Origin of the sequence: Rhodococcus triatomae (genome assembly GCF_014217785.1) — a bacterium.
Classification (GTDB): domain Bacteria; phylum Actinomycetota; class Actinomycetes; order Mycobacteriales; family Mycobacteriaceae; genus Rhodococcus_F; species Rhodococcus_F triatomae.
Genome location: NZ_CP048814.1, coordinates 3,161,180 through 3,187,429 on the forward strand (window position 1 = coordinate 3,161,180; position 26,250 = coordinate 3,187,429).

23 protein-coding genes are annotated in these 26,250 nt (G+C 68.0%); 4 read left to right on the plus strand and 19 right to left on the minus strand.

Going from position 1 to position 26,250, the window contains the following annotated elements; all coding sequences use genetic code 11:
• Positions 1-114 precede the first annotated feature (114 nt).
• Positions 115-1,833: a CocE/NonD family hydrolase gene (locus G4H71_RS14965; protein WP_072739854.1), complete on the plus strand. Its 1,719-nt coding sequence runs from the start codon at positions 115-117 to the stop codon at positions 1,831-1,833.
• A gap of 4 nt (positions 1,834-1,837) precedes the next feature.
• On the opposite strand, the gene G4H71_RS14970 is transcribed toward G4H71_RS14965, so the two are convergent.
• The 15 genes from G4H71_RS14970 to G4H71_RS15045 form a co-directional block, all read right to left on the minus strand.
• Positions 1,838-2,617 carry an SDR family NAD(P)-dependent oxidoreductase gene (locus tag G4H71_RS14970; protein ID WP_255314920.1) on the minus strand — a complete coding sequence of 260 codons (780 nt, stop codon included), beginning with the start codon at positions 2,615-2,617 and terminating at the stop codon, positions 1,838-1,840.
• 335 nt (positions 2,618-2,952) lie between these two features.
• Positions 2,953-3,510 (minus strand): DUF3558 family protein, encoded by a 558-nt coding sequence (locus tag G4H71_RS14980; protein WP_072739855.1) that lies wholly within the window; start codon positions 3,508-3,510, stop codon positions 2,953-2,955.
• The gene (locus G4H71_RS14985; RefSeq protein WP_072739856.1) at positions 3,507-3,923 is read right to left on the minus strand and encodes a hypothetical protein; all 417 of its coding nucleotides are present in this window, start codon (positions 3,921-3,923) and stop codon (positions 3,507-3,509) included. Before G4H71_RS14985 ends, G4H71_RS14980 begins: the two co-directional genes overlap by 4 nt.
• Positions 3,920-4,660 carry an ESX secretion-associated protein EspG gene (locus G4H71_RS14990; RefSeq protein WP_139183344.1) on the minus strand — a complete coding sequence of 247 codons (741 nt, stop codon included), beginning with the start codon at positions 4,658-4,660 and terminating at the stop codon, positions 3,920-3,922. Before G4H71_RS14990 ends, G4H71_RS14985 begins: the two co-directional genes overlap by 4 nt.
• A gap of 19 nt (positions 4,661-4,679) precedes the next feature.
• Positions 4,680-5,855 carry a hypothetical protein gene (locus tag G4H71_RS14995; protein WP_072739858.1) on the minus strand — a complete coding sequence of 392 codons (1,176 nt, stop codon included), beginning with the start codon at positions 5,853-5,855 and terminating at the stop codon, positions 4,680-4,682.
• A gap of 112 nt (positions 5,856-5,967) precedes the next feature.
• Positions 5,968-7,686, minus strand: coding sequence for an allophanate hydrolase (atzF, locus tag G4H71_RS15000; protein ID WP_072739911.1), 1,719 nt, complete (start codon positions 7,684-7,686; stop codon positions 5,968-5,970).
• Between the two features lie 38 nt (positions 7,687-7,724).
• Positions 7,725-11,363, minus strand: coding sequence for an urea carboxylase (gene uca, locus G4H71_RS15005; RefSeq protein ID WP_072739859.1), 3,639 nt, complete (start codon positions 11,361-11,363; stop codon positions 7,725-7,727).
• A gap of 112 nt (positions 11,364-11,475) precedes the next feature.
• Complete coding sequence (locus G4H71_RS15010) at positions 11,476-12,012, minus strand: carboxymuconolactone decarboxylase family protein (protein WP_072739860.1); 537 nt, start codon at positions 12,010-12,012, stop codon at positions 11,476-11,478.
• Positions 12,013-12,076: 64 nt separating this feature from the next.
• A complete protein-coding gene (locus tag G4H71_RS15015) occupies positions 12,077-12,772 on the minus strand; it encodes a GntR family transcriptional regulator (protein WP_072739861.1) in 696 nt (231 codons plus the stop codon).
• A 1-nt stretch (position 12,773) separates the two neighbouring features.
• Positions 12,774-13,487: an urea ABC transporter ATP-binding subunit UrtE gene (urtE, locus tag G4H71_RS15020; protein WP_072739862.1), complete on the minus strand. Its 714-nt coding sequence runs from the start codon at positions 13,485-13,487 to the stop codon at positions 12,774-12,776.
• Positions 13,471-14,322: an urea ABC transporter ATP-binding protein UrtD gene (gene urtD, locus G4H71_RS15025; RefSeq protein WP_072739863.1), complete on the minus strand. Its 852-nt coding sequence runs from the start codon at positions 14,320-14,322 to the stop codon at positions 13,471-13,473. Before urtD ends, urtE begins: the two co-directional genes overlap by 17 nt.
• Positions 14,319-15,422: an urea ABC transporter permease subunit UrtC gene (gene urtC / locus G4H71_RS15030; RefSeq protein ID WP_072739864.1), complete on the minus strand. Its 1,104-nt coding sequence runs from the start codon at positions 15,420-15,422 to the stop codon at positions 14,319-14,321. Before urtC ends, urtD begins: the two co-directional genes overlap by 4 nt.
• Complete coding sequence (gene urtB, locus G4H71_RS15035; protein ID WP_072739865.1) at positions 15,419-16,303, minus strand: urea ABC transporter permease subunit UrtB; 885 nt, start codon at positions 16,301-16,303, stop codon at positions 15,419-15,421. Before urtB ends, urtC begins: the two co-directional genes overlap by 4 nt.
• A 41-nt stretch (positions 16,304-16,344) precedes the next feature.
• Positions 16,345-17,607 (minus strand): urea ABC transporter substrate-binding protein, encoded by a 1,263-nt coding sequence (gene urtA, locus G4H71_RS15040; RefSeq protein ID WP_072739866.1) that lies wholly within the window; start codon positions 17,605-17,607, stop codon positions 16,345-16,347.
• Positions 17,608-17,883: 276 nt separating this feature from the next.
• On the minus strand, positions 17,884-18,468 hold the full coding sequence (locus tag G4H71_RS15045; protein WP_072739867.1) for a dihydrofolate reductase family protein: 585 nt from the start codon (positions 18,466-18,468) through the stop codon (positions 17,884-17,886).
• A gap of 74 nt (positions 18,469-18,542) precedes the next feature.
• Between G4H71_RS15045 and G4H71_RS15050 the strand changes: the two genes are divergently transcribed.
• The gene (locus G4H71_RS15050) at positions 18,543-19,112 is read left to right on the plus strand and encodes a TetR/AcrR family transcriptional regulator (protein WP_072739868.1); all 570 of its coding nucleotides are present in this window, start codon (positions 18,543-18,545) and stop codon (positions 19,110-19,112) included.
• A gap of 100 nt (positions 19,113-19,212) precedes the next feature.
• Here G4H71_RS15050 and ramB read toward each other — a convergent pair whose 3' ends face one another.
• The 4 genes from ramB to G4H71_RS15070 form a co-directional block, all read right to left on the minus strand.
• Complete coding sequence (gene ramB, locus G4H71_RS15055; protein WP_072739869.1) at positions 19,213-20,625, minus strand: acetate metabolism transcriptional regulator RamB; 1,413 nt, start codon at positions 20,623-20,625, stop codon at positions 19,213-19,215.
• A 148-nt stretch (positions 20,626-20,773) separates the two neighbouring features.
• Positions 20,774-21,634 (minus strand): hypothetical protein, encoded by an 861-nt coding sequence (locus G4H71_RS15060; protein ID WP_072739870.1) that lies wholly within the window; start codon positions 21,632-21,634, stop codon positions 20,774-20,776.
• A gap of 112 nt (positions 21,635-21,746) precedes the next feature.
• The gene (gene fmdA / locus G4H71_RS15065) at positions 21,747-23,003 is read right to left on the minus strand and encodes a formamidase (RefSeq protein ID WP_072739871.1); all 1,257 of its coding nucleotides are present in this window, start codon (positions 23,001-23,003) and stop codon (positions 21,747-21,749) included.
• Between the two features lie 11 nt (positions 23,004-23,014).
• Positions 23,015-23,305, minus strand: a complete 291-nt coding sequence (locus G4H71_RS15070; protein WP_072739912.1) for an FmdB family zinc ribbon protein — start codon at positions 23,303-23,305, stop codon at positions 23,015-23,017.
• Between the two features lie 486 nt (positions 23,306-23,791).
• Here G4H71_RS15070 and aceA point away from each other — a divergent pair, with 486 nt between their 5' ends.
• Both aceA and G4H71_RS15080 read left to right on the plus strand, forming a co-directional pair.
• Complete coding sequence (aceA, locus tag G4H71_RS15075; RefSeq protein WP_072739872.1) at positions 23,792-25,081, plus strand: isocitrate lyase; 1,290 nt, start codon at positions 23,792-23,794, stop codon at positions 25,079-25,081.
• Positions 25,082-25,256: 175 nt separating this feature from the next.
• On the plus strand, positions 25,257-26,153 hold the full coding sequence (locus G4H71_RS15080; protein ID WP_072739873.1) for a 3-hydroxybutyryl-CoA dehydrogenase: 897 nt from the start codon (positions 25,257-25,259) through the stop codon (positions 26,151-26,153).
• Positions 26,154-26,250: the final 97 nt, after the last annotated feature.

Consider the following 26,250-nt stretch of genomic DNA (forward strand, 5'->3'; position numbering starts at 1 on the left):
CTCCTGTCGCGTGCCACGACGTGTCGTGGTTCACAACTTCCTGAATTGGACGTATGTTCGGTACGTCCGTCCAGTTCATCGAGAGTGGGATTTCCGTTGCGTAGGTTTTCCGGTGTGCTCGCCCCGTCCGCGATCGCATTCTCCGTCGTCCTCGCCTGTTCGATGTCATGGGGAGCCGGTGGTGCTGCGGCGGAGCCCGCACCCGGCGCGTCGTCGCAGGTGCTCTACTTCGACCTCGACACGGGTCCGGAGCACGACCGGCAGCGGTGCACCGTCGTCGGAGAACTGTTCACCCCCGCAGGGGCGAGCAGTGCCACGCCCGTACCCGCGGTACTCACCACCAACGGGTTCGCTCGTTCCTACGAGGACCAGCTGGACATCGCCCGGTCGCTGTCCGCCGAGGGATACGCCGTGCTCGCGTATTCCGGGCTCGGGTTCGGTGGCAGCGGCTGCCGGGTCACCATGGATCATCCGGACTACGACGGACGGGCCGCGTCCCAGCTGGTGAGTTTCCTCGGCGGTGCAGACGGAATCGCCTATGCGGACCCCGAGCTCACCGTCGCGGTTCCCGGTCTCGACCATGTCGTCCGTGACGAGACCGACCACCACGGCAACCCGTCGGAACACGATCCGAGGGTCGGCATGATCGGCGGTTCCTACGGAGGTGGCGTCCAGTTCGCCGCCGCGAGTGTCGATCCCAGGATCGACACCCTCGTGCCGATGATCACCTGGAACGATCTGTCGCATTCGCTGCAGCCGAACGGTGCGCACCAGGTCGACGGAGTCACTTCGTCCGTCACCGGGGCGACCAAGGTGCGGTGGGCGGCCACGCTTTTCGCCGGTGGAGTCGCCAGCGCAGGATTCGACGACGGATACGTCGCGGACCCCACCCGGCTCACCGGATGCCCCAACTATCCACCGTTCATGTGCGAGGCGATCGCGCAGACCGCGGCGACCGGCACCGTCGACGACCGGGTCCTGGAGTCGTTCCGTGAGGCGTCCGTCGCGTCCTACCTCGACCGCATCTCGGTGCCCGTGTTCCTCACCCAGGGATACCGCGACACGCTGTTCACGCTCAACGAGGCGGTCGCCACCTACGAGGGGCTGCGCGCCCGCGACGTCCCGGTGAAGATGCTCTGGCACGAATGGGGACACGACCAGCTCGTACCGGAGCCGGGTGACTTCGGCTTCGACTACGACGACCGGCCACCGTTCCAGACCCGGCGGATCCTCGACTGGTTCGACCACTATCTGCGGGATGTCCCGGTCGACACGGGCCCGGAGTTCGAATACTTCCGCCCGTGGGCGCAGTACGACGGCGACACCGAGCCGGCCTACGGTTCGGCAGCGAGCTACCCGGTCGGATCGGACCGGGACTACCATCTCTCCGCCGACGGTGTTCTCGCCTCGGAACCGGGGCAGCAGGGCACGCGCACCCTCACCGCAGGGCCGCTCCCGGTGCTGACCGATACTCTCGGGGACGTCGACCGAGTCGAGTGGACGACGCACCCGTTGACTGCTCCGGTGGACGTGGTCGGTGTGCCCCGGGCAACGCTGCAGTTCGACAGCCCGGGCGAGAGCATCGTGTTCGTCTCCGTGGCCGATGTGGCACCGGACGGGACGTCCACGGTGATCGGCGATCTGGTCACCCCGGTACGGACCGGGCCGGGGCGGGTGGATGTGCAGCTCGCGGGGATTGCGCACCGATTCGAGGCCGGACACGCGATCCGGCTCACGGTGACGGGTGCCGATCCCGAGTTCGTGGGCCAGATGACGCTCGCGCCGGTCACGCTCGGATCCGGCCAGACGCTGACACTTCCGACCGTCGGCTGAACGGTCAGGCGCTGTATCCGCCGTCGACGTCGAGCTTCTGTCCGCTGACGAATCCGGCGGCATCCGAGGCGAGGAAGCAGACGGCCTCGGCGATGTCGCGGCTCGACCCGAAGCGGCGCAGCGGGGTGTTCCGCCTCGCTGCTTCGAGTGCCCTGTCATCGAGATCCCCCGAGGCGACCAGGGTTTCGGCCATGCCGTCGGAGAGCATTCCCGGCCCGACGCAGTTGGCGCGGATACCGAACCGGCCTTCCTCCACGGCGATGCCGCGGACGAGCGACTCCACGGCACTCTTGGGGATCACCGACAGCCCGTCGCGGGCGGCGTAGCGCCCGGTGGCCGCGGAGGTCACCGCCACGATCGCGCCGCGAGACCGGCGCAGCGCGGGGAGCGCGGCGTGGATCACGGCGAACAGCCCGGCGGCGTCGTCGATCAACTGTTCGCGGAAGCGTTCGGGTGCGATCGTGCTCAGGTGTCGTTGCGGTACCGGTGGGCCGGCGGCGTAGACGAGCGTGTGCAGCCGCTCCGGTTCCCGGGCCGCCTCGCCGACGACGTCCGCGACGGCGTCCGGGTCGGCGAGGTCGAGCCGGACACCGCGGGCACCGGGCACCGAGTCCTCGAGCGCACGGGCCGCCGCCACGTTGCCGCGATAGGTGAAGACGACGCGCGCTCCGCGTTCGGCCAGCATCCGGACGATCGCTGCCCCGATGCCGCCGGTCCCACCCACGACCAGCGCGGCACCGTCGTGGTGCGTCCAGCCGGATGTCGTCACCTTCGTGTTCGCCACGCAGCGAAGGTACGCCGGACCGGTGTCCGGGGGAGGCCACGGTCCCGGTGTCCGGGAGGTCAGTCCCGCCCGTGCGCCTGTCTCGCCACGCGCTCGGTGTAGTCGGCGCGTCCCTCCGGGTCGACCGAGGTCAGTGCCCGGCGATCGTCGATCACCCGGCGCCCGAGGCTCATCAGCCGTTCCGGGACCACCGCGGCGAGCAGGTCCCAGCACCAACTGACGGCATTCCCGCGATCCGCGGATGTTGTGCCTGCCGTGCTCTCGAAGGTTCGAGGGCGCGGTGCGGAGAAGGTCCGCGGATTCTGGGGTGGTGGGTGCCGTCGGTGTTGGTGCGGCTAGAGCCGGTCGGGGAGGTGGGGTGCGAGCGCGGTGAGGATGCGTTCGGCTTCGCTGCAGGCCTGTTCGATGGTGGTGATGTCTTCGTCTGGGCGGTCCGAGGTGGGGGAGTAGGTGACGGAGAACTGGAGGACGCCGGGTTCGATGTCCATGGTGGCGAGGCAGTTGGAGCCGCCGGTGAAGTCGGCGATGGATACGTCGCGGCCGTTGATCTGGATGCGGGTGTGTTCTTCGAGGCGTTGGTCTGCGACGACGTCGTCGAAGGTGCGGCCCATGGCGGAGAAGCTGGCTCCGTAGCCGGGGTCGCGATGGGCGAAGGTGCATTCGTGGGAGATCGGGTTCTGTCGGTCGGTGCGGTAGGGGCTTCTCACGGAGAAGCCCACTTCTTCGAGTGCGTCGAAGGAGAGGTCGTCGCAGGGGTGGTAGGTGATCGGGATCGGTGCCGCGCTGGTGGTTGTGGCGGTGGGCGAGTCGGTATCGGTGCCGCAGGAGGTGAGTGCGGTGACGGTGAGGACACCGAGTGCGCCGAAGACGGCGAGGGAGCGCGAGTGGGTCACTGGTTGGTTCCGATCGAGTGGTAGCCGTCGGCGGACTGGGAGTCGGTGGCGAGGTAGGCGTCGAGTACTGCCTGGAGCGAGTCGCGAAGGTCACGTGCGTACTTGATGTGTGCCTGGAGGTAGCCGACGGCGGAGCTCTCGTCGGCGATCTGGCCGCCACCGCGGGCCTTGTGCTGGAATTTCTGCACGATCAGCCTCGAGGTTTCGATGTCGGCTTCACCGATTCCGAGGGTCTCGTAGTACAGCTCGCGGTTGGCCCGGTCCTGCAACTGCCGGAGATTCTCGATGTAGTCCTCGCAGTAGTTGATGCACTCGCGCATCTTGTCCGGGTCCAGGCTGAGTTGGCCGCTGCCGATTGCCGCGGCCGAAAACGCCTGCCAGCTTCCCGGTGCGGGTGTGTCGTTGCCGCTCATGAGGTGAACTCGTCCCGAGCAGCAGCCAGCCCCTCGCGGATCATGGCATCCACTGTGGCAGCGAGGGTGTCGGGCCCGGCCGGCCGGGCCGTGTTCCGGTCCCGAGGGCCGATGGCGTAGCGGCCGTCGCCCGCGAGGTCGATCCACTTCACCGTGCCGACCTCGCGTCCGCGTTCGTGCCGCAGCCCGCTCCACACCCGAATCACACCATCACCGGCATGGGACTTCTCGACTGCCGACTCGAGGCGAGGACGGGCCGGGGCGGTGGCGACGGCCGACAGAACACTCGCCGAGTAGTCGTACTCCGGTTCGGTTTCTGCAGCGCGCGGTGCGAACTGGCGTCTTCCTGCGGCGTTCGCGGGCAACGCGCCGACGATCTGCCCGCCGAGGCGCCCCGCGGTTCCGTAGGCGACGACGACGTCCCCGCCGTGCATCGGGCCCGGCCCCGGAAGTTGGACGGCAAGTGCCACGAAACTCTGTACCTGGGCCGCGATGAGGCGGAGGGGCTCGGCGTCGATCGTGCGTCCCGAGACCGCCACGTGGACTTCCGGTTCGGCGAGGACACGTACGGCCGCGCGCAGCGAATCGTGCGCGGGACCGGCGAATGCCTCCCGCACGGAGCGATGGAACTCGGTCAACTCTTCCACCGAGCGATAGCCGGTGACGATCTGGAAGGGGAAGGGGTAGCCCTCCACCCGGTGGTCGAGCCACAGACCACCGAACTGTGCACCGTTCATGCGCCAGTTGATCATCGCCTCACGCCCCGATCACCGGCGGCGCCACGGGAGGCAGCTTGCCGATCAACTCGTTACCGTTGTCCAGGGTGACGAGGTAGCCGGCGGTCTTGTGTTCCTTGTCCTGATCGCCTTGGCCCCGGCCGGCGCCCGCACCGCCCATCATTCCGCCCATGGCGCCGCCCGCCATGCCCGGGCGGCCGATCCCGGCCCCTGCTGCGGCCCCGGGACCTGCGGACCCGGCGGGAACTCCGGACGGGGGAACGCCCGTCAGACCTCCACCGGCCAGGCCTCCCGCGCCGCCACCCAGACCCCCGCCCCCCAGTCCTCCTCCGCCACCACCGGCGGATCCACCACCACCCAGACCGCCGCCCACCCCCGCCGGGCTCACCCCTGCCGGGCCGAGGCCGGCGGGTGCGGTCGACGCGGCTGCGGGAGCGGTACCCGCGGCCAGCGCATCGCCCAGTTCGGACACCGCGGGCACGGCAGCGCCGCCCCCGGCCGCGGGACCCACGGAGTCGAGGGACGGGAGTCCGTCCGCACCGGGGCCGACAGAGCCTCCGGGCAGACCGACGCCGCCACCACCGCCACCACCGCCATCACCACCGCTTCCCCCGGAACCGCCCCCGCCACCGGGAAAACCGGGCCGATCGGCGCCGAGTGTCGATTCGGGCGGCGCGAACTGCGGAACGTGCTCGTCCACCCGGCCGAGATTGAACGAGAACGTCGTGAGCGCCTGCAGTGCCTGGCCGTGCCTCTCGTGGTAGGCGTTCTCGGCGGCGGTGTCCCACGGAGTGAGGGTGTTGTAGATGCCACCCTTGCTGATGTACTCGGGTACCCCGGACTGGGTGTTCTTGACCGCGTCCACCGCGGTCGCGATGCCCCACAGCGTCGTCGACACACCCTGGAAGTACCCACCGGCGTCCTCGGAGCTGCGTGCGTAGGTGGCGATCGACGCTGCCGCACTCTGTGCGGCGTCGCCGGTCCACGCGTCGGCCAGCTTCGTGGACAGGCCCTGCCCGAACTCGGAGATCGAGGCCTGTGCGTCCGCTCCCAGCAGGGCCCAGCCCGACTGCAGTGAACCGGCGTTCTCGTTCGTCATCGCCTCGGCGACCTCGACGAGGCGTTCGAAGCTCCACGTGCCGCTTTCGAACAACTCGCAGAACGGTACGTACTTCGGATCCGCGCCCTCGGTCATCGTTGCACCCCCACCTCCGTCGACGCGCATGGCATCGCAGCTACCCCCAAGCGTCCCCGGCTCGGACGTGACGACAATCTACCCTGGCCGGGAACGCGGGGTGCGCCGGAGGTCAGGAGTTCGACGCCGCCAGGTACGCAGGCCAGCTACCGAACTCGGTGATGTCGGCGGCGTCGACGATCGCGTCGTGCGTGCAGCTGAATCCGACGACAGAGTGGCCGTCGGACAGCTCCACGCTGGTCAGTGCCATCGGTGCCGGCAGCGCCGCGAGGAACCGGCCGAGCCCTCCCGGCGAGAGCCGGAACACCTCGCCGGCGATCGGTTCGCCCAGGCCAGGACCCCGGCGTACCAGGCCCGGCTTCGGGGGAGTCGTCGCGAGGGCGGTGAGACGGTAGGCGTCGGTGGTCGTGACCGTGTTCACGAACCGGGCGCCGAGGTCGTCCAACTGGAAGTGGAGCGGCTGCCCGCGCAGATGCGCACCGAACACCGCGAGTTCGACGCTCTCACCGACGAATTCCGGTGACGGCACACCGAGCAACGTCGCGGCCAGATCGATCGCCACCTGGTCGCCGAACGCGGGGACGACGAACATCACGCCGAACGGAGCGCCCTCCGCGGTGGATTCTCCGGGTACGGCGACTGCCGCCATGTCCAGCAGATTGCAGAAGTTGGTGTAGGTCCCCATCCTCCGGTTGATCGCGACGGGTTCCGCGTGTACCTCGGCGATCGTCGGCTGCTCGGTGGTGGTCGGCAGCAACAGCGCGTCGAACCCGGCCAGCAGCGACACGGCGTCCGCGCGTGTGCGGGCGAGGGCGTCGAGGTCGGCGGCGAACTCGTGCCCGGACGGCCGCTGCGCGGCCGCGATGATGGCCGCGACCGTCGGGTCCGCACCGGCAGGGGCGGTCGCGAGGAACTCGCCGACGGCCGCATACCGCTCGGCGACGACGGCGCCGTCGTAGAGCAGACGGGCCGCCTCGAGCAGCGGCGAGACGTCGACGGTCTCGATCTCCACCTGCTTGTCCCGCAATTCGGCGACGGTGTCGTCGAAGGCGGCCCGGTACTGCGGGGACAGCGGTTCGAGATCCTGCGGTCGCGGCACCGCGACCCGACGCCGGACACGGGCGGCGAGCCGGACGTCCGCGGGCCACGCGCGGCTGCGCGGGTCCGCCGCGTCCGGGCCGGCCATGACGCGCGCCGCCGAGGTGGCGGTGGCGAGATCGGCCGCGAACACGGTGAGCGCGTCGAAGTCGGCGCACGCGGGGACCACGCCCGTGGCCGGGATGATGCCCAGCGTCGCCTTGATTCCCACCAAACCGTTGAACGCTGCCGGAACCCGCCCGGAACCGGCAGTGTCCGTACCGATTCCGATATCGGCGATCCCGAGGGCCACGGCGACCGCCGAACCCGAGCTGGAACCGCCGGACACGCGTTCGGGGTCCCACGACGCGCGCACCGCACCGTACGGGCTGCGGGTGCCGACCAGGCCGGTCGCGAACTGGTCCAGGTTCGTCTTCCCCAGAACGACCGCGCCCTGTGCGGTCAGGCGGTCCACCGCGGTGGCCGTGCGCTCGGCGGTGCGACCGAACTCGGGGCAGGCCGCCGTCGTCGGCAGGCCCGCGACATCGACGTTGTCCTTGACGGCCACCAACAACCCGGCCAGCACCAACTCCTCACCGGCGGCGAGGCGGGATTCGACCGCCTCGGCGTCGGCGAGCACGTCCTCGCGGGCGCGCAGCGTGATCCACACCTCGGGCCGGTCCACCTCGACGATCCGGTCGAACGCCGCGTGGACGCGCGCGGTGGGAGACGGTGCACCGACGGTGTGCACCACATCGGTGGTACCCGAGTGGAGGGTCCCTGGGTCGAGAGTCACTGCGCAGCTCCGATCACGATAAGCGGGGTTCCCGGCTCGACCTTCGAGCCGGGGGTGACGAGGACCTCGAGAACGGTTCCGGATTCCGGGCAGGGAACCGGCATTTCGAGCTTCATGGCCTCGAGGACCAGCGCGTCCTCCCCGGCCTCGATGCTCTGCCCGACCTCGACCTCGACACGCCAGACGTTACCCACCATGGGGGCTTCCACGACGTAGGCACCCTCCGGTAGGTCCAGCGGAGCCAGGGCCTCGTCCGGTGTCGGGTCTGCCTCGACCCGGTCGAACTCGCCGGACGCACGCCAGGCGGCCTTCTCGATCTCGAACGCTGCGCTCTGCCGGGTGTCGAAGGCGTCGATGGACTCGGCGTTGTTCTCGAGGAACTGCAGGTGCTCGGCCAGCGCGAACGTTCCCTCGGTGACCTCGGCGTCGAAGCGCCCGGCCCGCGCCTGGTCGCGGTACTCGGTGAGCTGCTCGGGCGTCACCGGCTCCCAGACGATCCGGTCGAAGAACCGGAAGAGCCACGGCTTGCCGTCCTCGAACGGTGGCCGCTGCCGATATCCGGACCAGATCGGCACGGTGCGGCCGACCAACTGGTACCCGCCCGGCGACTCCATGCCGTACACGCAGAGGTACTTGCCACCGATACCGACCGCATCCGAGGGCGTCCAGGTGCGGGCGGGGTTGTACTTCGTGGTGACCAGCCGGTGACGAGGGTCCAGCGGAACTGCAAGGGGTGCACCGAGATAGACGTCACCGAGGCCGAGCACGAGATACTCGGCGTCGAAGACCGTGTCCCGCACCTGGTCGATGCTGTCGAGACCGTTGATCCGGCGGATGAACTCGATGTTCGACGGCAGCCACGGTGCGTCGTCCCGGACTCCGCTGCGGTACCGGTCGATGGCCTCGGCGATCGAGGGGTCGTCGAAGGACAGCGGCAGCCGAACGGTACGGCTCGGAACCACCAGGTCGTGTGTCGGGGGCAGTTCGGTCTCGATGTCCTGGAGGATGCCGAGCAGCCGGTGCTGCGGCAGGACGTCCGGATCGAAGTGCAGGTGCAGCGACCGCACTCCCGGCGTGATGTCGACGAGTCCCTCGACGCCCTGCTCGATCAGTGCACGGGACAACGCGTGCACACGCATCCGCAGGCCGAGATCCAGTTCCATCGCGCCGTATTCGACGAGGATGTTGTCGTCGCCGCCGCGGAGATAGACCACCTCGGGACGATCCGGGAACTCGGGGGCGCGGTCGAGTACGCCTCCGTGCGCGGACCGTGCGATGGTCGACGGCGGCGGGACGTCGAGGGCGCGAGCAGGGTCGGATCCGCGGAGCGCGTCGGCTCCCTCGTCCGAGACGGGCACGAAGCGCACCCGATCGCCGGGACGGATCTGGCCGAGCTTCCACCGGTGCGCCGCCACCACCGTCAACGGGCAGGCGAAGCCGCCGAGGCTCGGTCCGTCCGGGCCGAGCAGGATCGGGGTGTCGCCGGAAACGTTGAGTGCGCCGACGCTGTAGGGGTTGTCGTGCAGGTTCGAGGGGTGCAGTCCGGCGTCGCCGCCGTCGGTGCGCGACCACGTGGGTTTCGGTCCGTCCAACCGGATGCCGGTGCGGTTCGCGTGGGTCTGCACCGTCCAGGTGGTGTCGTAGAACTGGTCCATGTCGGCGTCGGTGAAGTAATCGGGCGACGGCTGCGGTCCCTCGGTCACGGCGAGGTGCCACTCGTGGGTGAACTGCGGTCGCGCATCGAGCGGCACGGACGCCGGGTCGGTGAGATCCGCGGTGTCCGCGAACAGTCCCAGAACATCCGCGGTGGCCAGTGCCTTGCCGGTGACGCCGCCGAACCCGCCCAGGGTGAACGTGGCGGCGCTGCCCTGGTACAGCGGCGCGTCGATGCCGCCCCGGACCGCGACGTACGTGCGCAGCCCCTCACCGAACGGGGTTCCGATGTCGAGAACTCCGCCGGCGGGCACGCTGATCGGCTCCCACATCGCCACCTCGTCGCCGTCCAGCGTCACCGGGGCAGGCGCTCCGGTCACACACACGACGGCGTCGTCCGCGAACTGCAGCACGGGGCCCTGCAGGGTGCACTCGACACCGACCGCGCCCGAAGGGTTCCCGACCGCGGTGTTGGCGAGTTGGAAGGACAGGTCGTCCATCGGACCGGACGGCGGGATGCCCACCTCCCACAACCCGATTCGGCCGGGGTGGTCCTGCAGGGTCGTCATGGTGCCGCCGCGCAGGACGTCGATGCGGTGACCGGTCGCGGGCAACGAGTCCAGCGACTTCGTGGTGTGACCGCCGTCGAGGACGAGGTCCGCCGCGCAGATCCTGCGGAGCTGGGGAAGATTGGTCTGGATGCCGTACACGTGCGTGTCGGACAGGGCCTCGCCCAGCGCGGCGAAGGCGCCGCGTCGGGTGGCGGAGTGGGTGATCACCTTCGCCAGCATCGGGTCGTAGTAGGAGCTGACGTCGGTTCCGGTGTCCACCCAGGTCTCGACGCGGGTGTGGGCGGGGAACTCCACGCCGGTGAGCTTTCCGGCGCTCGGCCGGTAGTCGTGGCCAGGGTCCTCCGCATACACGCGGGCCTCGACGGCGTGCCCGGTGATCTCGGGGCCGGTGTCCGGCAGCGCGTCGAGCATGGAGGAGTCGCCGCGCGAGAGCCGCAGCATCCACCCCACGAGATCGACGCCGGTGACCTCCTCGGTGACCGGGTGTTCGACCTGGAGACGGGTGTTCATCTCGAGGAAGGACGCCTCGCCGCGGTCGACGTCGTAGACGAACTCGACGGTGCCTGCCGAACGGTAGTTCACCGACGACGCCAGTTTCCGGGACGAGACGAGCAACTGCTCGACCACGGCGTCGGGGAGACCGGCGGCCGGGGCCTCCTCGACGACCTTCTGGTTGCGTCGCTGCAGTGAGCAGTCGCGGGTCCCGAGGCTGAGTGTCCGGCCGCGACCGTCCCCGAAGACCTGGACTTCGACGTGACGGGCATTGGCGACGAATCGTTCCAGGAACACCCCGGAGGAGGAGAAGTTGGCCGCGGCCAGACGCTGCACCCGGTCGTACGCGGAACGGAGCTCGTCGGCGGAGAAGCACGCCTGCATGCCGATACCACCACCACCGCCGACGGCCTTGAGCATCACCGGGTATCCGATGGTCTCCGCCTCGGCGACCGCGGCGTCGACGGACTCGAGCAGGCCGCTGCCGGGTACCAGCGGCACGCCGACGGCACGGGCGGCCTCTCGGGCGGTGTGCTTGTTGCCGAAGATGCGCAACTGCTCGGGGGTGGGGCCGACGAAGGCGATACCACGGGACTCGGCTGCCGCGGCGAACGCGTCGTTCTCGGAGAGGAAGCCGTAGCCGGGGTGGATCGCCCCGGCCCCGGTCGCGAGCGCCGCCTCGATCACGGCGTCCGCACGCAGATACGACTCCGCCGCCGGGGCGGGGCCGAGTCGGACGGCGACGTCCGCCATCTCGACGTGTGCGGCTGCCGAGTCGGCGTCGGAGTGGACGGCGACCGTCTTGAGGCCCAACAGGTGCGCGGAACGCATGATGCGGCAGGCGATCTCGCCACGGTTCGCGACCAGGAGGGTATCGAAGCTGTACTCGACCGTCGGTGTATTCATCCCTGTGGACATGCCTGTATACGCTATGGATGCCGTGTTTCACCGAGATTGCGCGGCGTAAATCATGGGTGACCAAAGTGACTCGGAAATCGGGCGGAAATCCCGATGGGACAGTCCGATTCGATCAGGCGAAGTGGTCGCGCTCGATCCGTAGGGTGCCGATGGTGGTGGCCAGGCCGTCGTACTGGGTGACCAGCAGGCAGAACTCGATCAGGCGACGGTCGTCGAAGTACTCGGCCAGCCTGTTCCAGGCCGGGTCGTCGAGATCCTTGCTGGCGACGAGTTCGTCCACCGCGGCGAGGATCACCCGGTGCCGGTCGCTCCACCCCGGTGCGTCCGGACCGGTGAGGACCCGGTCGAGGATCTCGGGAGTGACCCCGGCTCGCCGGCCGAGACGAACGTGATGGTCCATCTCGTAGGCACAGTCGCGCAGATGGGCGACGCGCAGGATGATCAGCTCGGTCTCGTGCCGGGAGATGCGGCCGCCGGGCATGAGTGTGCCCGAGTAGTGCAGCCATCCGCGGAACAGCCCGCGGGTGCGGCCGAGGGTGCTGAACAGGTGCGCGTCCTCGGCGCGCGCGGCGACGGACAGCACCCGCCATACGACCCAGTTGATCGGCCCCAACTGGCCGAACCGTCCCGGAGTGATGCGTGCGCCCATGACCGTCCCCTCGTCGCCGTCCGATCGTCGGTGCCAGCCTACTGGGGACGGGTCCGTTGCCGGGTCAGTCGCGGACCGCCCACGCCATCTTCGCGAAGGACAGCGCCTGCTCGGCGCGGTCGATGACCACCTCACGGGACTCGCTGATGTGGCTGAGGAGCGTCGCGTGCGCGGCGTCGAGATCGCCGTCCAGGACCAGTTCGGCCACCTGGATGTGCTCGTCGATGGTCGCGCCCATCCGGTCCGGGGTGAGGTAGTCGAACATGCGTACCGGACGCACCCTGGCGTTGACGTTGACCAGCGCGTCCGACAGCGCCTTGTTGCCGGACGAGGCGAGCAGCACCGTGTGGAACCGCTCGTCGAGGACGACGAATCCGGCGTCGGGAGCGGGGCTCTCCTTGCGGAGCGTGTACCAGTGGTCGAGTTCGGGCCCCAGGACGTCCGGGTCGTGCGACAGTCGCGCGTCGTCCCGGATCCGTTCGATACCCCGCAGCTCGAGGGTGATACGGAGCTCGTACAGTCCGGCGAGTTCCTCGAGTCGGGGCCGGTACGGGTAGAGCCCGTCCGTGTCCCGCTGGACGAGTCCGTCCGCGAGGAGCCTGGCGAGCGCCTCGCGGACCGGGGTCCGGGAGACGTTGTAGATCTCGGCCAGCTTCTCCTCGCCGAGTCGCTGGCTGGGGGAGATCCGGCCGGTCATCAAGTCGTCCCGCAGGGACAGGTACACCTGCTCGCCCAGCGGGGCCGCGTTCTGTCGCGCCATGTCAGATCGCCATCGCCGCGCGGACGTCGGAAGCGATGGTGTCCAGATCGGAGTCCGCGCCCGCTCCGCCGGAACCGGACGAGGTGACCCGACCGGATTCGAGGACGTAGTAGCGCTGTGCCGATTCGAGCGCGAAACCGATGTGCTGTTCGACGAGAAGGACTCCCAGATCGCCGCGCCGGGTGAGATCGGAGATGGTGCGCTCGATCTCGGCGACCACGGAGGGCTGGATCCCCTCGGTGGGTTCGTCGAGGATGAGCATCCGAGGTTCGGTGATCAGCGCACGCGCGATGGCCAGCTGTTGCCGCTGTCCACCGGAGAGCAGTCCGGCCCGACGGTCGAGGAGACCGGTCAGCGCGGGGAAGAGATCGAGGACCTCGGCGATCAGTTCCTTGCCGCGCTTGCGTCCGTCCGCCACCACCTGGAGGTTCTCGGCGGTGGTGAGCTGACCGAAGGACTGCTGACCCTGCGGGACGTAGGCCAGGCCACGAGCGACCCGGCCGGACGGACGCAGACTCGTCACGTCCTCGCCGTCGAAGATCACGCGCCCGGAGTTCGCCTTGATCAGCCCGACGGCGGCGCGCAGAAGGGTGGTCTTGCCGGCCCCGTTGTGGCCCATCACCGCGGCCACCCCGTCGCGGGGAACCTCCAGTGACACACCGTGAATCACCTCGGTCCGGCCGTATCCGGCGCGGACGTCAACGAGCTCGAGCATGGGGATCCTCCTGACCAGCGTCGACGATGTCGTGGCCGTCGCCACGGATGGCGGCCGTCGTACCCAGGTAGACCTCCTGGACCTTCGGATCGGCCTGGACCTGGGCGACGGTGCCTTCGCTGAGCACGCGTCCGGCGTGCAGCACCGTCACCGAGGTCGCGAACGCACGCATGAAGTCCATGTCGTGCTCCACGACGACGACGGTGCGTTCCGCGCCGATGCGCCGCAACAGATTCCCGGTCTCCTCGCGTTCCTCGTGGCTCATTCCCGCCACCGGCTCGTCGAGCAACAGCACGTCGGCGTTCTGCACCAGCAGCATTCCGATCTCGAGCCACTGCTTCTGGCCGTGGGCCAGGATTCCGGCGGGACGATCGCGCAGAGCCGTCAGTCCGGTGGTTTCCAGGGCCTCCTCGATCTGCGGCAGTACGTCCTTGCGGCGGCGCAGGAGGCTGAGCGGTGTGCGCGCGGCGCCCGCGGCGATGTCGAGGTTCTGCAGCACCGACAGTTCCTCGAACACGCTGGCCGTCTGGAACGTGCGGCCCACGCCGAGGCGGGCGATGTGATGAACCTTCTTGCCGATCAGCTCGACGCCGGACTTCTCGACCGAGCCGGTGGCCGGGACCAGGCCGGTGACGGCGTCGACGAGAGTGGTCTTGCCGGCGCCGTTCGGGCCGATGAGGAATCGGAGGTCGCCCTGCATCAGCGTGAGGTCGACTCCGTCCACGGCCTTGAAGCCGTCGAAACTGACGCGTAGATCGCGGATCTCGAGGTACTGGCTGGACATTCCGGCGTTGCCGCCGGCGACGGGTTCCTTCACGGGCTGGGGTTCGCTCATCGTGCCATCTCCACTTCCTCGGCGGGTTCGGGTGCTTCCGGCGGCGGATCGTCCGACTGCTTCTTCCTGCGTTTGAGCAGTGCGATGAGTCCGGCGATACCGGCGGGGAAGAACCCGACGACGACGATGAACAGCAGACCCTGTGCGTAGGTCCAGCCGGACGGGAACGATTCGGAGAACGCGCTCTGCGCCCACGCGACACCGAGAGCACCGAGCACCGGCCCGAGCAGGGTCGAGCGGCCACCGATGGCGACACCGATGAGGAACGCGATCGACGGGATGATCCCGACGTCGGCGGGGGAGATGATGCCGACGATCGGTACGAACAGTGCACCCGCGATACCGGCGAAGAACGCGGCGGTCACGTAGGCGACGAGTTTGATGTTCGCCGGGTCGTACCCGAGGAACCGGACCCGCTCCTCCTGGTCGCGTACCGCGACCAGGAGTTCGCCGTAGCGTGAGTACATCAGTTGCCGGGTGATCGCGACGACGGCGAGCAGGGTGCCGGCGGCGATGAAGAACAGCATCTGCTTGTTCGCCGGATCATTGAGATTGAAACCGAAGAACGTGCGGAACCGGTTGAGCCCGTTGGACCCTCCCGTGGACTGCTGGCCGACGAGCAGGATCGCGAACGCGGCTGCCAGCGCCTGCGACAGGATGGCGAAATACGCCCCCTTGACCCGGCGTTTGAACACCCCGAGCCCGAGAAGCAGCGCGACGAGGGCGGGCACGAAGAGGATTCCGAGGATCGCCACGATCGGCGAGCTGAACGGCACCCAGTACCCGGGCAGCTCCCTGATACCGGCGATCTGCATGAAGTCCGGCACGGTGTCGCCCCGGAGTTCGGCGTCGGCGATCTTCAGGTGCATCGCCATGATGTAGGCGCCCAGGCCGAAGAAGACACCCTGGCCGAGGGTGAGCATGCCACCCCGACCCCACGCCAGACCGATGCCGACGGCGACGATCGCGAAACAGATGAACTTGCCGAGCAGCGACAGCCGGAAGTCGCTGAGCACGGCCGGGGCCACGGCGAACAGCAGGATCGCCGCGATCGCGAATCCGCCCCAGACCCGGGCCTTCTCGTTCGTAAGGATGCTCATACCAGGCTCCTCGTCTTGACGGCGAACAGACCCTGCGGGCGGACCTGCAAGAACACGACGATGATGACGAACAGAATCACCTTGGCGATCGACGCTGTGGTCGAGTACTCGATGAACGAGTTGAGGATGCCCAGCGCGAACGCCGCGATCACCGCGCCCTTCATCTGGCCGAGGCCTCCGACGACGACGACGAGGAAGGCGTCGATCAGGTAGCTCTGACCGATCGTCGGACTCGTCGAGCCGATCAACGTCAACGCCACACCGGCGACACCGGCGAGGCCGGAACCGATGAAGAACGTGGTGATGTCGGTGCGTCGGCTCGAGATCCCCGTCGTCTCCGCGAGGTCACGGTTCTGGACGACGGCGCGGATCCGCCTGCCCATCGACGTACGCTTCATCGCCACGGACAGCGCGACCACGGCGACCACGGCGAGCACCAGGATGAAGATGCGCGTCCGGGGAACCACGGCTCCGAACAGTTCGACGCCGCCGCTGAGCCATTCGGGCGCCACCACGTTCACGGCCGGAGCGCCGAAGATGTCTCGGGCCAACTGCTGCAGGATCAGCCCGACGCCGAATGTCACCAGCAGGGTGTCGAGTGGTCGGTGGTACATGCGACGTACGAGGGTGACCTCGAGTAGCACGCCCATCGCGCCACCGACCAGGAAGCCGACGAGCAGAGATACGAACAGCGAGCCGGTGGCGCTCGAGATCACCTGCTGTACGACGTAGGCCGTATAGCAACCGGCCATGATGAACTCGCCGTGCGCCATGTTGATCACGCCCATCTGACCGAAGGTCAGGGACAGCCCCAGGGCGGCCAGCAGCAGGATGGACCCGATACTCATACCGGTGAACAGCTGCCCGATCACGACATCCATGGATGTGTGTCCTTTCGCTCTACTCGTCGGCTACTGCCCGATCAGCTACCGCTACCCAGGCTTTCGGCCCACGGGTAGCTCTCGAGATAGGGGTCCGGCTCGATCGGGTCGCCCGAGTCCCACACCGTGTAGATCAGGCCGTCACCGCGAATCTCGCCGATGCGCGCGGTCTTCGAGATGTGGTTGTTGTCGCCGTCGATGGTCACCGTGCCCTCCGGGGCGTCGAACGTGACGCCGTCGGCGTTCTCCTGGATGTCCGCCACGGCGAAGGAACCCGCCTTCTCGACGGTGTTCTTCCACAGGTAGACCGAGGTGTAGGCGGCTTCCATCGGGTCCGACGTCGGCTTGTTCTGGCCGTACTTCGCCTTGTAGGCGGCGACGAACGCGGCGTTCTCGGGAGAGTCGACCGTCTGGTAGTAGTTCCAGGCGGTGAGCTGACCCTCGATGTTCTGGATGCCGATACCGCCGACTTCCTCCTCCGCGATGGATACGGAGATCACCGGCATGTCCTGCGGGGTGAGGCCGACGTTCTTGTACTCGCGGAAGAAGGCCACGTTGGAATCGCCGTTGAGCGTGTTGAACACGGCGTCCGCGTCCGCGGAACGCACCTTGTTGATGATGGTCGAGAAGTCCGTCGAGCCGAGTGGGGTGTAGTCCTCGCCCTTGATCTCGATGTCGTTCGCCTCGGCGTAGGCCTTGATGATGCGGTTCGCGGTCTGCGGGAACACGTAGTCGCTACCGACCAGGTAGAGGGACTGCACGCCCTGTTCCTTCAGGTAGTCCAGCGCCGGAACGATCTGCTGGTTGGTGGTCGCACCCGTGTAGAAGATGTTGGGCGAGGACTCGAGGCCCTCGTACTGGACGGGGTAGTAGAGCAGGGCGTTGTTGTCCTCGAACACCGGCAGCATCGCCTTGCGGCTCGACGACGTCCAGCCGCCGAATACCGCGGCGACACAGTCGCTGCTGATGAGCTTGTCCGCCTTCTCGGCGAAGACGGTGGGTTCGGAGGCGCCGTCCTCGGCGACGACCTGGATCTGCTTGCCGAGGACGCCGCCGGAGGCGTTGATCTCCTCGATGGCCAGCGCGATCGAGTCACGCACCGTGACCTCGCTGATGGCCATCGTTCCGGACAGCGAGTTGAGCGATCCCACCTTGATGGTGTCACCGGAGGTGTCCACACAGGATTCCGTGGTGCCGCCTGCGGCAGTGGTGTCGGACGCCTTGCTACCGCACCCGGTGAGCACCAGGCCGACCGCAGCGATCGCGGCCGGCGCGGCGAGGGCGCGCTGGGAGAACGTGCGCATGTACGGGCCTTTCCGTCAGAGTCGGCACAGCGCTGGACCGCGATTCGCTGTATGCGGATTGCGTATACAGAGCTGTATTCGTGTGGCCGAACAGTAAACGGAAGTTATTGCGCCCGAATGTCAGTGAGTGACGTCTTCGTGACGGATGTTTCGCCCGTGTGAACAAGTCCTCACGGCGGTCGAATCGATGCAGCGTCGAGGGGATTCCGGTGCCGGAGAACCGATGCCGGAGAACCGGTGCCGGAGAACCGATGCCGAGCGGACTGCTCGCGGGGATCAACGTCGTCGGGCGTACTCGGTGACGGCAACTCCGGTCTCGAAGGTGCGGTTGTCGACCATCTCGAACGAGCTGGGACGGTAGGCGCTGCTCGCGAAGGCGGGGATGCCGCTGCCGAACAGTTTCGGGTGACGTTTGACGATCAGCCGGTCGATCTCGTCGACCAGCTGGGCGGCCAGGTTGCCGCCGCCGCACAGCCAGATGTCGGCGCCGGGCTCGCGTTTCAGCTCGCGCACGACGTCGACGGGGTCGCGGTCCGTGACGACGAGATTCTCGGGCCCGTCGTCGTCCGTGCCGGAGTGGCGGGAGCGGGAGAAGACGAACTGTTCCAGGTGTCGATACGGGCTCGTGATCCCGTCCGGAAGGCCGGCGGCGTACGTGTTCCACCCCATCAGCACGGCGCCGAACCTGGTGCCGGGCTGGGTGATACCGAGGTGTGCGGCGGCATCGGTGGGGAGCGCGTCGGCGAGTCGCTCCAGATCGGCCATGTGGTCGCCCTCGAGGGAGAAGGCGTCGAATTGGCCCTCGGGGCCGGCGATGTAGCCGTCGAGGCTCACGGCGACGTAGTACACGAGTTCACGCATTGCTGCTCCAATCACTTCATCTGTAGTGATTCGTAATCTACAACATGTGTAGTGATTCGCGCTAGGGTGAATTCATGGTGCGCAACGACGAACGACGGGTCCTCCTGGCGGACGCGGGCCTGTCCGTGCTGGCCGAACAGGGTGCTCGGGGGCTGACCCATCGAGCGGTCGATCGTGTCGCCGGGGTGCCGGTGGGCACGACGTCGAACTATTTCCGCACCCGCGACGCCCTCATCGGTGGGCTCGTGGAGCGGATAGGCGAGCGATTGACTCCGGACGAGGACGTGCTCGCCGGACTGGCGGGGAAGGAGCCGAGCCGTGCACTGTTCGCCGACTATCTCCGCGACATCGTCCGGCGGCTCACGGAGAACCGGGAGGTGACGCTGGCTCTGTTCGAACTACGACTGGAGAGCACGCGTCGCCCGGAGGTCGCGCGGGTGCTCTCGGAGTGGCAGCGGGCAGCGTTCGAGGCGGACGTCGCCTTCAACACGGCCGCGGGCCTCCCCGGCGGTTCCCGCGAGATCGCGCTGTTCCACTATGCCGTCGACGGGCTACTTCTGGACCGCCTCACCACGCCACTGACCCCGGGCACGTCGACGGACGAGATCGTCGACGCCCTCGTCGCGGGCTTGCTCCCGTCGTGACGTGCGAGGTGAGTTCTCGGCAGCTCCTGGTCGACGAATCACAGTCGGCGAATCACAGTCGGCGAATCACAGTCGGCGAATCACAGTCGGCAAATCACAGTCAGCGAATCACATAGGGAGACACCGAACTCCGGTGCTCGCTGATGTCGAGTTCCTTGCCCAGGGGCGGAAAGGCGCGCTGCGGGCAATTGAGCCGCTCGCAGACGCGGCAGCCGGCCCCGATCGGGGTTCCGGGGTTGGAATCGTCCAGGTCCAGTCCGTCCGCGTAGACGGTGCGGTGAGCGTGCCGCATCTCGCAGCCGAGCCCGATGGCGAAGGTCTTGCCCGGCTGCCCGTAGCGCTGGGCGCGACGCTCCACGGTCCTGGCGATCCACAGATAACGGCGCCCGTCCGGCATCTGCGCGATCTGCGTCATGATCTTGCCCGGGTAGGAGAACGTCTCGTACACGTTCCACAGCGGGCAGGTGCCGCCGCTGGTGGAGAAGTGGAAGCCGGTGGCGGACTGTCGCTTCGACATGTTTCCGGCACGGTCGACGCGGACGAACATGAACGGCACTCCCCGTAGCGCCGGTCGCTGCAACGTGGAGAGGCGGTGGCACACCGTCTCGTAACTCACCGAGTAGAACGCGGACAGTCGCTCGATGTCGTACCGGAAGTCCTCGGCGACCTCGTGGAACTGGCCGTAGGGCAGGACCGTCGCCGCGGCGAAGTAGTTCGCGAGGCCGAGCCGGGCCAGCGACACCGACGACTCGGAGGTGAAGTTGCCCTCCGCGACGAGCTTGTCGATCAACTCGCCGTGCTCGAGGTAGGCGAGTTCGGTGGCGAACTTGAACACCTGCTGACCGCGGGACAGGTGCGGAGAGATCTCCAGCACCCGGGTATCGGGGTCGTAGCGGTGCAGCACGTTCTCGCCCAGGTCGATACGTTTGACGACCTGCACGTCGTGCACGGTCTCGAGCCGGCGAGCGATCTCTCCGCCGACGTCGCCGCGGTGAAAGCGCATGCGTGCGGTGAGTTCCTCGGCCGCGGCGTCGAGTTCGTGGATGTAGTTCTGTCGCTGGTAGAAGTAGTCGCGCACTTCCTCGTGCGGCATCGTGATGGCGCCGCTGCCGCTGCCGTCGCTGAACCGGTCCTCGGTGGCGGCGGCGAGCTGCGCCGTGGTGTTGCGGTAGCGGCGATGCATGTTGACGATCGACTTCGCGAGACCGGGGTGGGAGCCCACCAGTTCCGCGAGCTCCTGCACGTCGGCGTCGATGCCCATTTCCTGGTCGAGCGCGACCTCACGGAGTTCGGCGATCAGGCGCGTGTCGTCCTGCGACGAGAAGAACGCGGCGTCCACGCCGAACACCTCGCTGATCCGCAGCAGCACCGGCACCGTCAACGGACGCACGTCGTGTTCGATCTGGTTGAGGTAGCTCGCCGAGATCTCCAGCATCTTCGCCAGCGCCGCCTGGCTCATCCCGCGCTCGGTGCGCAACTGTCGGAGGCGGGATCCGACGAAGGTCTTGGGCATATGCCCACGCTACGAGCGTCGTTGCAGCTTCGCAACGACGCATTCGCAGGATTAGCCCGCGCGGCGGCGGGGGAGCGATACGACGACGCGCGACCGGCGGCCCTTCGGCCACCGGTCGCGCGTCGGATGTCGTGGAAGTGCGTGTGAGTCAGATGCCCGGCATCTGCTGGACGGCCGCCTCGTCGATCTCCGGAACCTCGAACGGTTCACCGAACTCCGAATACGTCTTCACCTGGGTGCCGTCGTTCTCGCGGACGAGCATCCCGGAGTCGTCGACCCAGTACTCGAGTTCGTTCGGAACCTGCTCGAACAGCGCCGCGCGCAGCTGGGGCAGGGTCGGCTCGTCCTCCGGAACACCCATCATCGAGAACATGTTGTCGATGTAGGCGTCCTTGTCCGGGGTGACGACGAACCGCGTCGCGGACACGCCGTTGATCTCGTCGCTGCCGCTCTCCACCGTGTCCTCGGCACCGCTGACGAGCTTGCGGACGGCCTCCGCGTCGAAGGAACTCGCCATCATCGCACCCATCCCGGTTTCCTCCACCGGCATCCGGTACCAGACCCCGGCCTCCATCCCGTCCTGGGCGGAGTCGAGGCGGATCAGCACGTCGCCACCGCGCATGAGGACGGTGGCCGCGGCGGGCATCCCCGGGCCGGCGGGCATCTCGGTGAGCACGATCTGCTGCGGGTAGTCCACGTGCGCGGTGGACTCGACGCCGTCCGTCACCGTCGTCACCCGCATCGGGCCGGCCGCGAGAGTCTGGTCGACGGCCGCCTCGAGCCGTTCGGTCGGGCTGGACGCCGACAGGAACGCCGAGTTGTCGACGCCTGCGGGCGCCTCGGTGTCCCCGCCCTTCACGAACAGGAACAGGCCTGCTCCCGCGCCGACGAGCACGACCAGGGCGACGACGAGACCGATGACGAGGCCACGCTTGTTCTTGGGGGACTGGTGCTGCCCGGGCGAAGCGGGCGTGTGTGGGCCGGCGGGCGGCGCCTGGTACTGAGTCATCGTCTCCCCCTCGAGGTTCGCGTCGGCCGGTCGGCCGCAACGGGCGCCGATCCTATCTGCTCCCCCGGGGGGAGGGCGCGCGGAGGGAGGGTGTGAGGTCCGAACGCGAGGGTCAGGTCGCGGCGGAGCGGGGAGCGCCGATGCCCGGATCGATGCGGGTGGGTCCCGACGTGGACGGCGTGACGGGGAAGTCGAAGATGGCCGTCGGCAGGTACACCGTCGAACACGAGTTGGGAATGTCCACGACCCCGGACAGCCTGCCCTCGATCGGCGCCGCGCCGAGCAGCAGGTACGCCTGTTCCGGGCTGTAGCCGAACTTGGTGAGGTAGTCGATCGCGTGCAGGCAGGCGCGCTGGTACGACAGGTGCGAGTCGAGGTAGCGCTGTTCCCCGTCCAGGGTCACCGACGTGCCCGAGAACGCGAGCCACTCCGAGTACTGGGGATCGGTGTTGCCGGGCATGAAGATCGCGTTCTCCGAGACCCCGTACGTCTCCATTCCGCCCGGTATGAGGTCGACGCGCAGGTCGATGAAGCCACCCATCTCGATCGCCCCGCAGAAGGTGATCTCGCCGTCGCCCTGGGAGAAGTGCAGGTCGCCCACCGACAGGTGCGCGCCGTCGACGAACACGGGATAGAAGACGCGGCTGCCCTTGGTGAGGTTCTTGATGTCCTGGTTGCCGCCGTTCTCCCGCGGCGGTGCCGTGCGGGCCGCTTCGCCGGCGACCCGGTCGTGGTCGGCGTCCGGCAACGAACCGAGGACGGCGTCGCGCGGCTCGGGCGGGAGCGCCAGCGGTGGTACGCGATCCGGGTCGGTGGCGATCAGCGCGCCCTCGCGGGCGTTCCACGTCGAGAGCAGGGCGGCGGACGGCGCGGTGCCCATCAGGCCGGGGTGCACGATGCCGGTGAACGACACGTGCGGAACGTGCCGCGACGTGGCCGTCTGTCCGGAGAAGTCCCAGATCGCCTTGTAGGCGTCCGGGAACTGTTCGGTGAGGAATCCGCCGCCGTTGCCGCGCGCGAAGATGCCGGTGTAGCCCCAGCCCTGACCCGCGAGCGGTCCCGAGTCCTCCTGGGGGATCGGTCCGATGTCGAGGATGTCCACCACCAGCAGGTCGCCCGGCCGGGCACCCTCGATCGCGAACGGGCCGGACAGGGTGTGCACGGTGGTCAGGGGGGCGTTCAGGATGTCGTCGGCCGAGTCGTCGTTGTGGATGGCGCCGTCGAACCATTCGCGACAGTGCACCCGGAACGAGTCACCGGGCTTGACCGTGACCGCGGGCGGGATGTCCGGGTGCCACCGGTTGTGTCCCACGATCGCCTGGTCGGTGAACTTCTTCGAGGAGTCGAGCGGGAACAACAACTCGGGCATGTCGTGCTCCTTCAGGGCCGGGGGAGCTTGCGGTGCAGGGGATTGGTCGACGGCTGTGCGGTGGAAGGGCCGGAACGGGACGGTGGCGGTGCCGCGACGACGTCCGGTTCGTGTGCGGAGCGCGCGGTCCGATCGAGCAGCCGCATCTGCGGTGACGAGCCTCGGCCCCATCGCACCGTCGTGACCACGCGGCGGGCCGGGCGGAGGCAGCGGGCACAGTCCGCAGCGGTGGGGACGGTCGCCATCGGGAACGACTGCTCGAACGGCCCGCAGTCGGCGCAGTGGAACTCGTAGAGCGGCACGGTCGCCACCTCCTGTCAGAGGAGCCGTCGGACGTACTCGGTATGTCGGTCACGCTAGCGGACCTCGGCGTGCCCGGCAGCGCTTCCGGTGTCCGGTCCGCGGGACTCGGGGGTGACGGAAAGCAGTACGTGCGTTATGTGAAAGCGCTCACAACTGGATTGCCCAGCGGTGAGTTCTGTCCGAATCGGGACCGCGCTCCGGCCCGACGGCGGCCGGCGGGTGTCACTGCTGCCGCAGGGTGGCAATCCGCAGGTGGGGACCTACTTGGGAGTAACCGGAGTCGTCTGCCTGCCCGTCGCAACGGCGAAGAGTCTTCGCAACCTTTGCAAATGCGCTCGAGAACCTAGCCAAGATTGGCACTTGCAACAGGTAGACGGCACTTTTCGGTTGTGTCATTCTCGGTGAGTACCTAGAGAGGGCCTGGCAAGGATGTGAAGCAGTACATCCGTACCGGACCCGTAGATCACATGAGAAGTGGAGTCTTGATGTCGACCACCGGCACCCCGAAGACCGCAGCTGAGATCCAGCAGGATTGGGACACCAACCCGCGCTGGAAGGGAATCACCCGCAACTACACCGCCGAGCAGGTCTCGAAGCTGCAGGGCACCGTGGTCGAGGAAGCCACCCTCGCCCGCCGCGGCTCGGAGATCCTGTGGGACCTCGTGAACAACGAGGACTACATCAACTCGCTGGGCGCCCTCACCGGTAACCAGGCCGTCCAGCAGGTCCGCGCCGGCCTGAAGGCCATCTACCTGTCCGGCTGGCAGGTCGCCGGTGACGCGAACCTGTCCGGTCACACCTACCCGGACCAGAGCCTCTACCCGGCCAACTCGGTGCCGCAGGTCGTGCGCCGGATCAACAACGCGCTCCTGCGCGCCGACGAGATCGCCAAGGTCGAGGGTGACACCTCGGTCGAGAACTGGCTCGCCCCGATCGTCGCCGACGGTGAGGCCGGCTTCGGTGGCGCCCTCAACGTCTACGAGCTGCAGAAGGCCATGATCGCGGCCGGCGTCGCCGGCTCGCACTGGGAGGACCAGCTCGCGTCGGAGAAGAAGTGCGGCCACCTCGGTGGCAAGGTGCTCATCCCCACGCAGCAGCACATCCGCACCCTGACCTCGGCTCGCCTCGCGGCCGACGTCGCGGACGTCCCGACCGTCGTCATCGCGCGCACCGACGCCGAGGCCGCCACCCTCATCACCTCCGATGTGGACGAGCGCGACCGTGAGTTCCTCGACGGAACCCGCACCGCCGAGGGCTTCTTCGGTGTCAAGAACGGCATCGAGCCCTGCATCGCCCGTGCGAAGGCCTACGCCCCGTACTCCGACCTCATCTGGATGGAGACCGGTGTGCCGGATCTCGAGGTCGCCAAGAAGTTCGCCGAGGCCGTCCGCAGCGAGTTCCCCGACCAGCTGCTGGCGTACAACTGCTCGCCGTCCTTCAACTGGAAGGCTCACCTGGACGACGCGACCATCGCGAAGTTCCAGAAGGAGCTCGGCGCGATGGGCTTCAAGTTCCAGTTCATCACCCTGGCCGGCTTCCACTCGCTCAACTACGGCATGTTCGACCTGGCCCACGGCTACGCTCGCGAGGGCATGACCGCCTTCGTCGACCTGCAGGAGCGCGAGTTCAAGGCTGCCGAGGAGCGTGGCTTCACCGCCATCAAGCACCAGCGTGAGGTCGGTGCCGGCTACTTCGACAGCATCGCCACCACCGTCGATCCCAACACCTCGACGGCTGCGCTGAAGGGCTCCACCGAAGAGGGCCAGTTCCACTAGGAACTGCTCCACGAGACGGTTCCTCCGGGAACCTCTCCGCGTCGTACCGTGGGGGGAGACCGACAGCCCCGGTCTCCCCCCACGGGGGACGCACCCCGAGATCCATCCCAAGGCAGTGTCGTACCCAGATCGCCACCCTCCAATCGAGACGACCCACCAACGAAAGGGAGCTGACGTGAGCAGTGAGAAGATTCAGCGCGTCGGCGTCATCGGCGCCGGAATCATGGGTTCCGGAATCGCAGAGGTGTGCGCCCGCGCGCACGTCGACGTCCTGGTGTACGAGCAGACCCGCGAACTCGCCGCAGCCGGCCGATCCCGCATCCTGCGCTCCCTCGACCGGGGCGTGAGCAGCGGAAAGATCACCGAGCGCGAGCGCGAACAGGCTGCCTGGCGCCTGCGTTTCACGAGCGACCTCGGCGACTTCGCCGACCGGCAGCTCGTCGTGGAAGCCGTCGTCGAGGACGAGAAGATCAAGAGTGAGATCTTCGCCGAACTCGACGGTGTGGTCACCGACCCCGATGCGGTGCTCGCCTCCAACACCTCGTCCATCCCGATCATGAAGCTGGGCATCGCCACCACCAAGCCCGAGCGCGTCATCGGAATGCACTTCTTCAACCCGGTGCCGGTGCTGCCGCTGGTCGAGCTCGTGACGACCCTCAAGACCAGCCCCGCCGTCACCGCGCGTGCCGAGTCCTTCGCCAGCGACATCCTCGGCAAGCAGGTCGTGCGCTCGGCGGATCGCTCCGGCTTCGTCGTCAACGCGCTCCTCGTCCCCTACCTGCTCTCGGCCATCCGCATGGTCGAGTCCGGGTTCGCGACGAAGGAGGACATCGACAAGGCGACGGTCCTCGGCCTCGCCCATCCGATGGGCCCGCTCGCGCTCACCGATCTCGTCGGCCTCGACACGGTCAAGTCGATCGCCGATTCGATGTACGAGGAGTTCAAGGAGCCGCTGTACTCTGCCCCGCCGCTGTTGCTGCGCATGGTCGAAGCCGGACTCGTGGGCAAGAAGTCCGGTGCCGGATTCTACGAGTACGGCGACAACGGCCGTGCTACCAAGAAGGCGAGCTAGCCACGCCCCTCCCGTCGCCCGTGCGCCTTCGGTGACCGATAACGTCTCTCTCGACGTCGTCGGTCAGCGGGGGCGCACAGGTGCTTGAAGAAAGGTC

Bases quoted from the DNA above. Each gene is read 5' to 3' on its own strand.
- urtB (WP_072739865.1), bottom strand. From the start codon at position 16,303: ATGGATGTCGTGATCGGGCAGCTGTTCACCGGTATGAGTATCGGGTCC.
- G4H71_RS15060 (WP_072739870.1), bottom strand. From the start codon at position 21,634: ATGACTCAGTACCAGGCGCCGCCCGCCGGCCCACACACGCCCGCTTCG.
- urtE (WP_072739862.1), bottom strand. From the start codon at position 13,487: ATGCTCGAGCTCGTTGACGTCCGCGCCGGATACGGCCGGACCGAGGTG.
- G4H71_RS15050 (WP_072739868.1), top strand. From the start codon at position 18,543: ATGGTGCGCAACGACGAACGACGGGTCCTCCTGGCGGACGCGGGCCTG.
- G4H71_RS14985 (WP_072739856.1), bottom strand. From the start codon at position 3,923: ATGAGCGGCAACGACACACCCGCACCGGGAAGCTGGCAGGCGTTTTCG.
- G4H71_RS14995 (WP_072739858.1), bottom strand. From the start codon at position 5,855: ATGACCGAGGGCGCGGATCCGAAGTACGTACCGTTCTGCGAGTTGTTC.
- uca (WP_072739859.1), bottom strand. From the start codon at position 11,363: ATGTCCACAGGGATGAATACACCGACGGTCGAGTACAGCTTCGATACC.
- urtC (WP_072739864.1), bottom strand. From the start codon at position 15,422: ATGAGCATCCTTACGAACGAGAAGGCCCGGGTCTGGGGCGGATTCGCG.
- G4H71_RS14990 (WP_139183344.1), bottom strand. From the start codon at position 4,660: ATGAACGGTGCACAGTTCGGTGGTCTGTGGCTCGACCACCGGGTGGAG.
- fmdA (WP_072739871.1), bottom strand. From the start codon at position 23,003: ATGCCCGAGTTGTTGTTCCCGCTCGACTCCTCGAAGAAGTTCACCGAC.
- G4H71_RS15045 (WP_072739867.1), bottom strand. From the start codon at position 18,468: ATGCGTGAACTCGTGTACTACGTCGCCGTGAGCCTCGACGGCTACATC.
- G4H71_RS15010 (WP_072739860.1), bottom strand. From the start codon at position 12,012: ATGGGCGCACGCATCACTCCGGGACGGTTCGGCCAGTTGGGGCCGATC.
- aceA (WP_072739872.1), top strand. From the start codon at position 23,792: ATGTCGACCACCGGCACCCCGAAGACCGCAGCTGAGATCCAGCAGGAT.
- G4H71_RS15015 (WP_072739861.1), bottom strand. From the start codon at position 12,772: ATGGCGCGACAGAACGCGGCCCCGCTGGGCGAGCAGGTGTACCTGTCC.
- urtD (WP_072739863.1), bottom strand. From the start codon at position 14,322: ATGAGCGAACCCCAGCCCGTGAAGGAACCCGTCGCCGGCGGCAACGCC.
- urtA (WP_072739866.1), bottom strand. From the start codon at position 17,607: ATGCGCACGTTCTCCCAGCGCGCCCTCGCCGCGCCGGCCGCGATCGCT.
- ramB (WP_072739869.1), bottom strand. From the start codon at position 20,625: ATGCCCAAGACCTTCGTCGGATCCCGCCTCCGACAGTTGCGCACCGAG.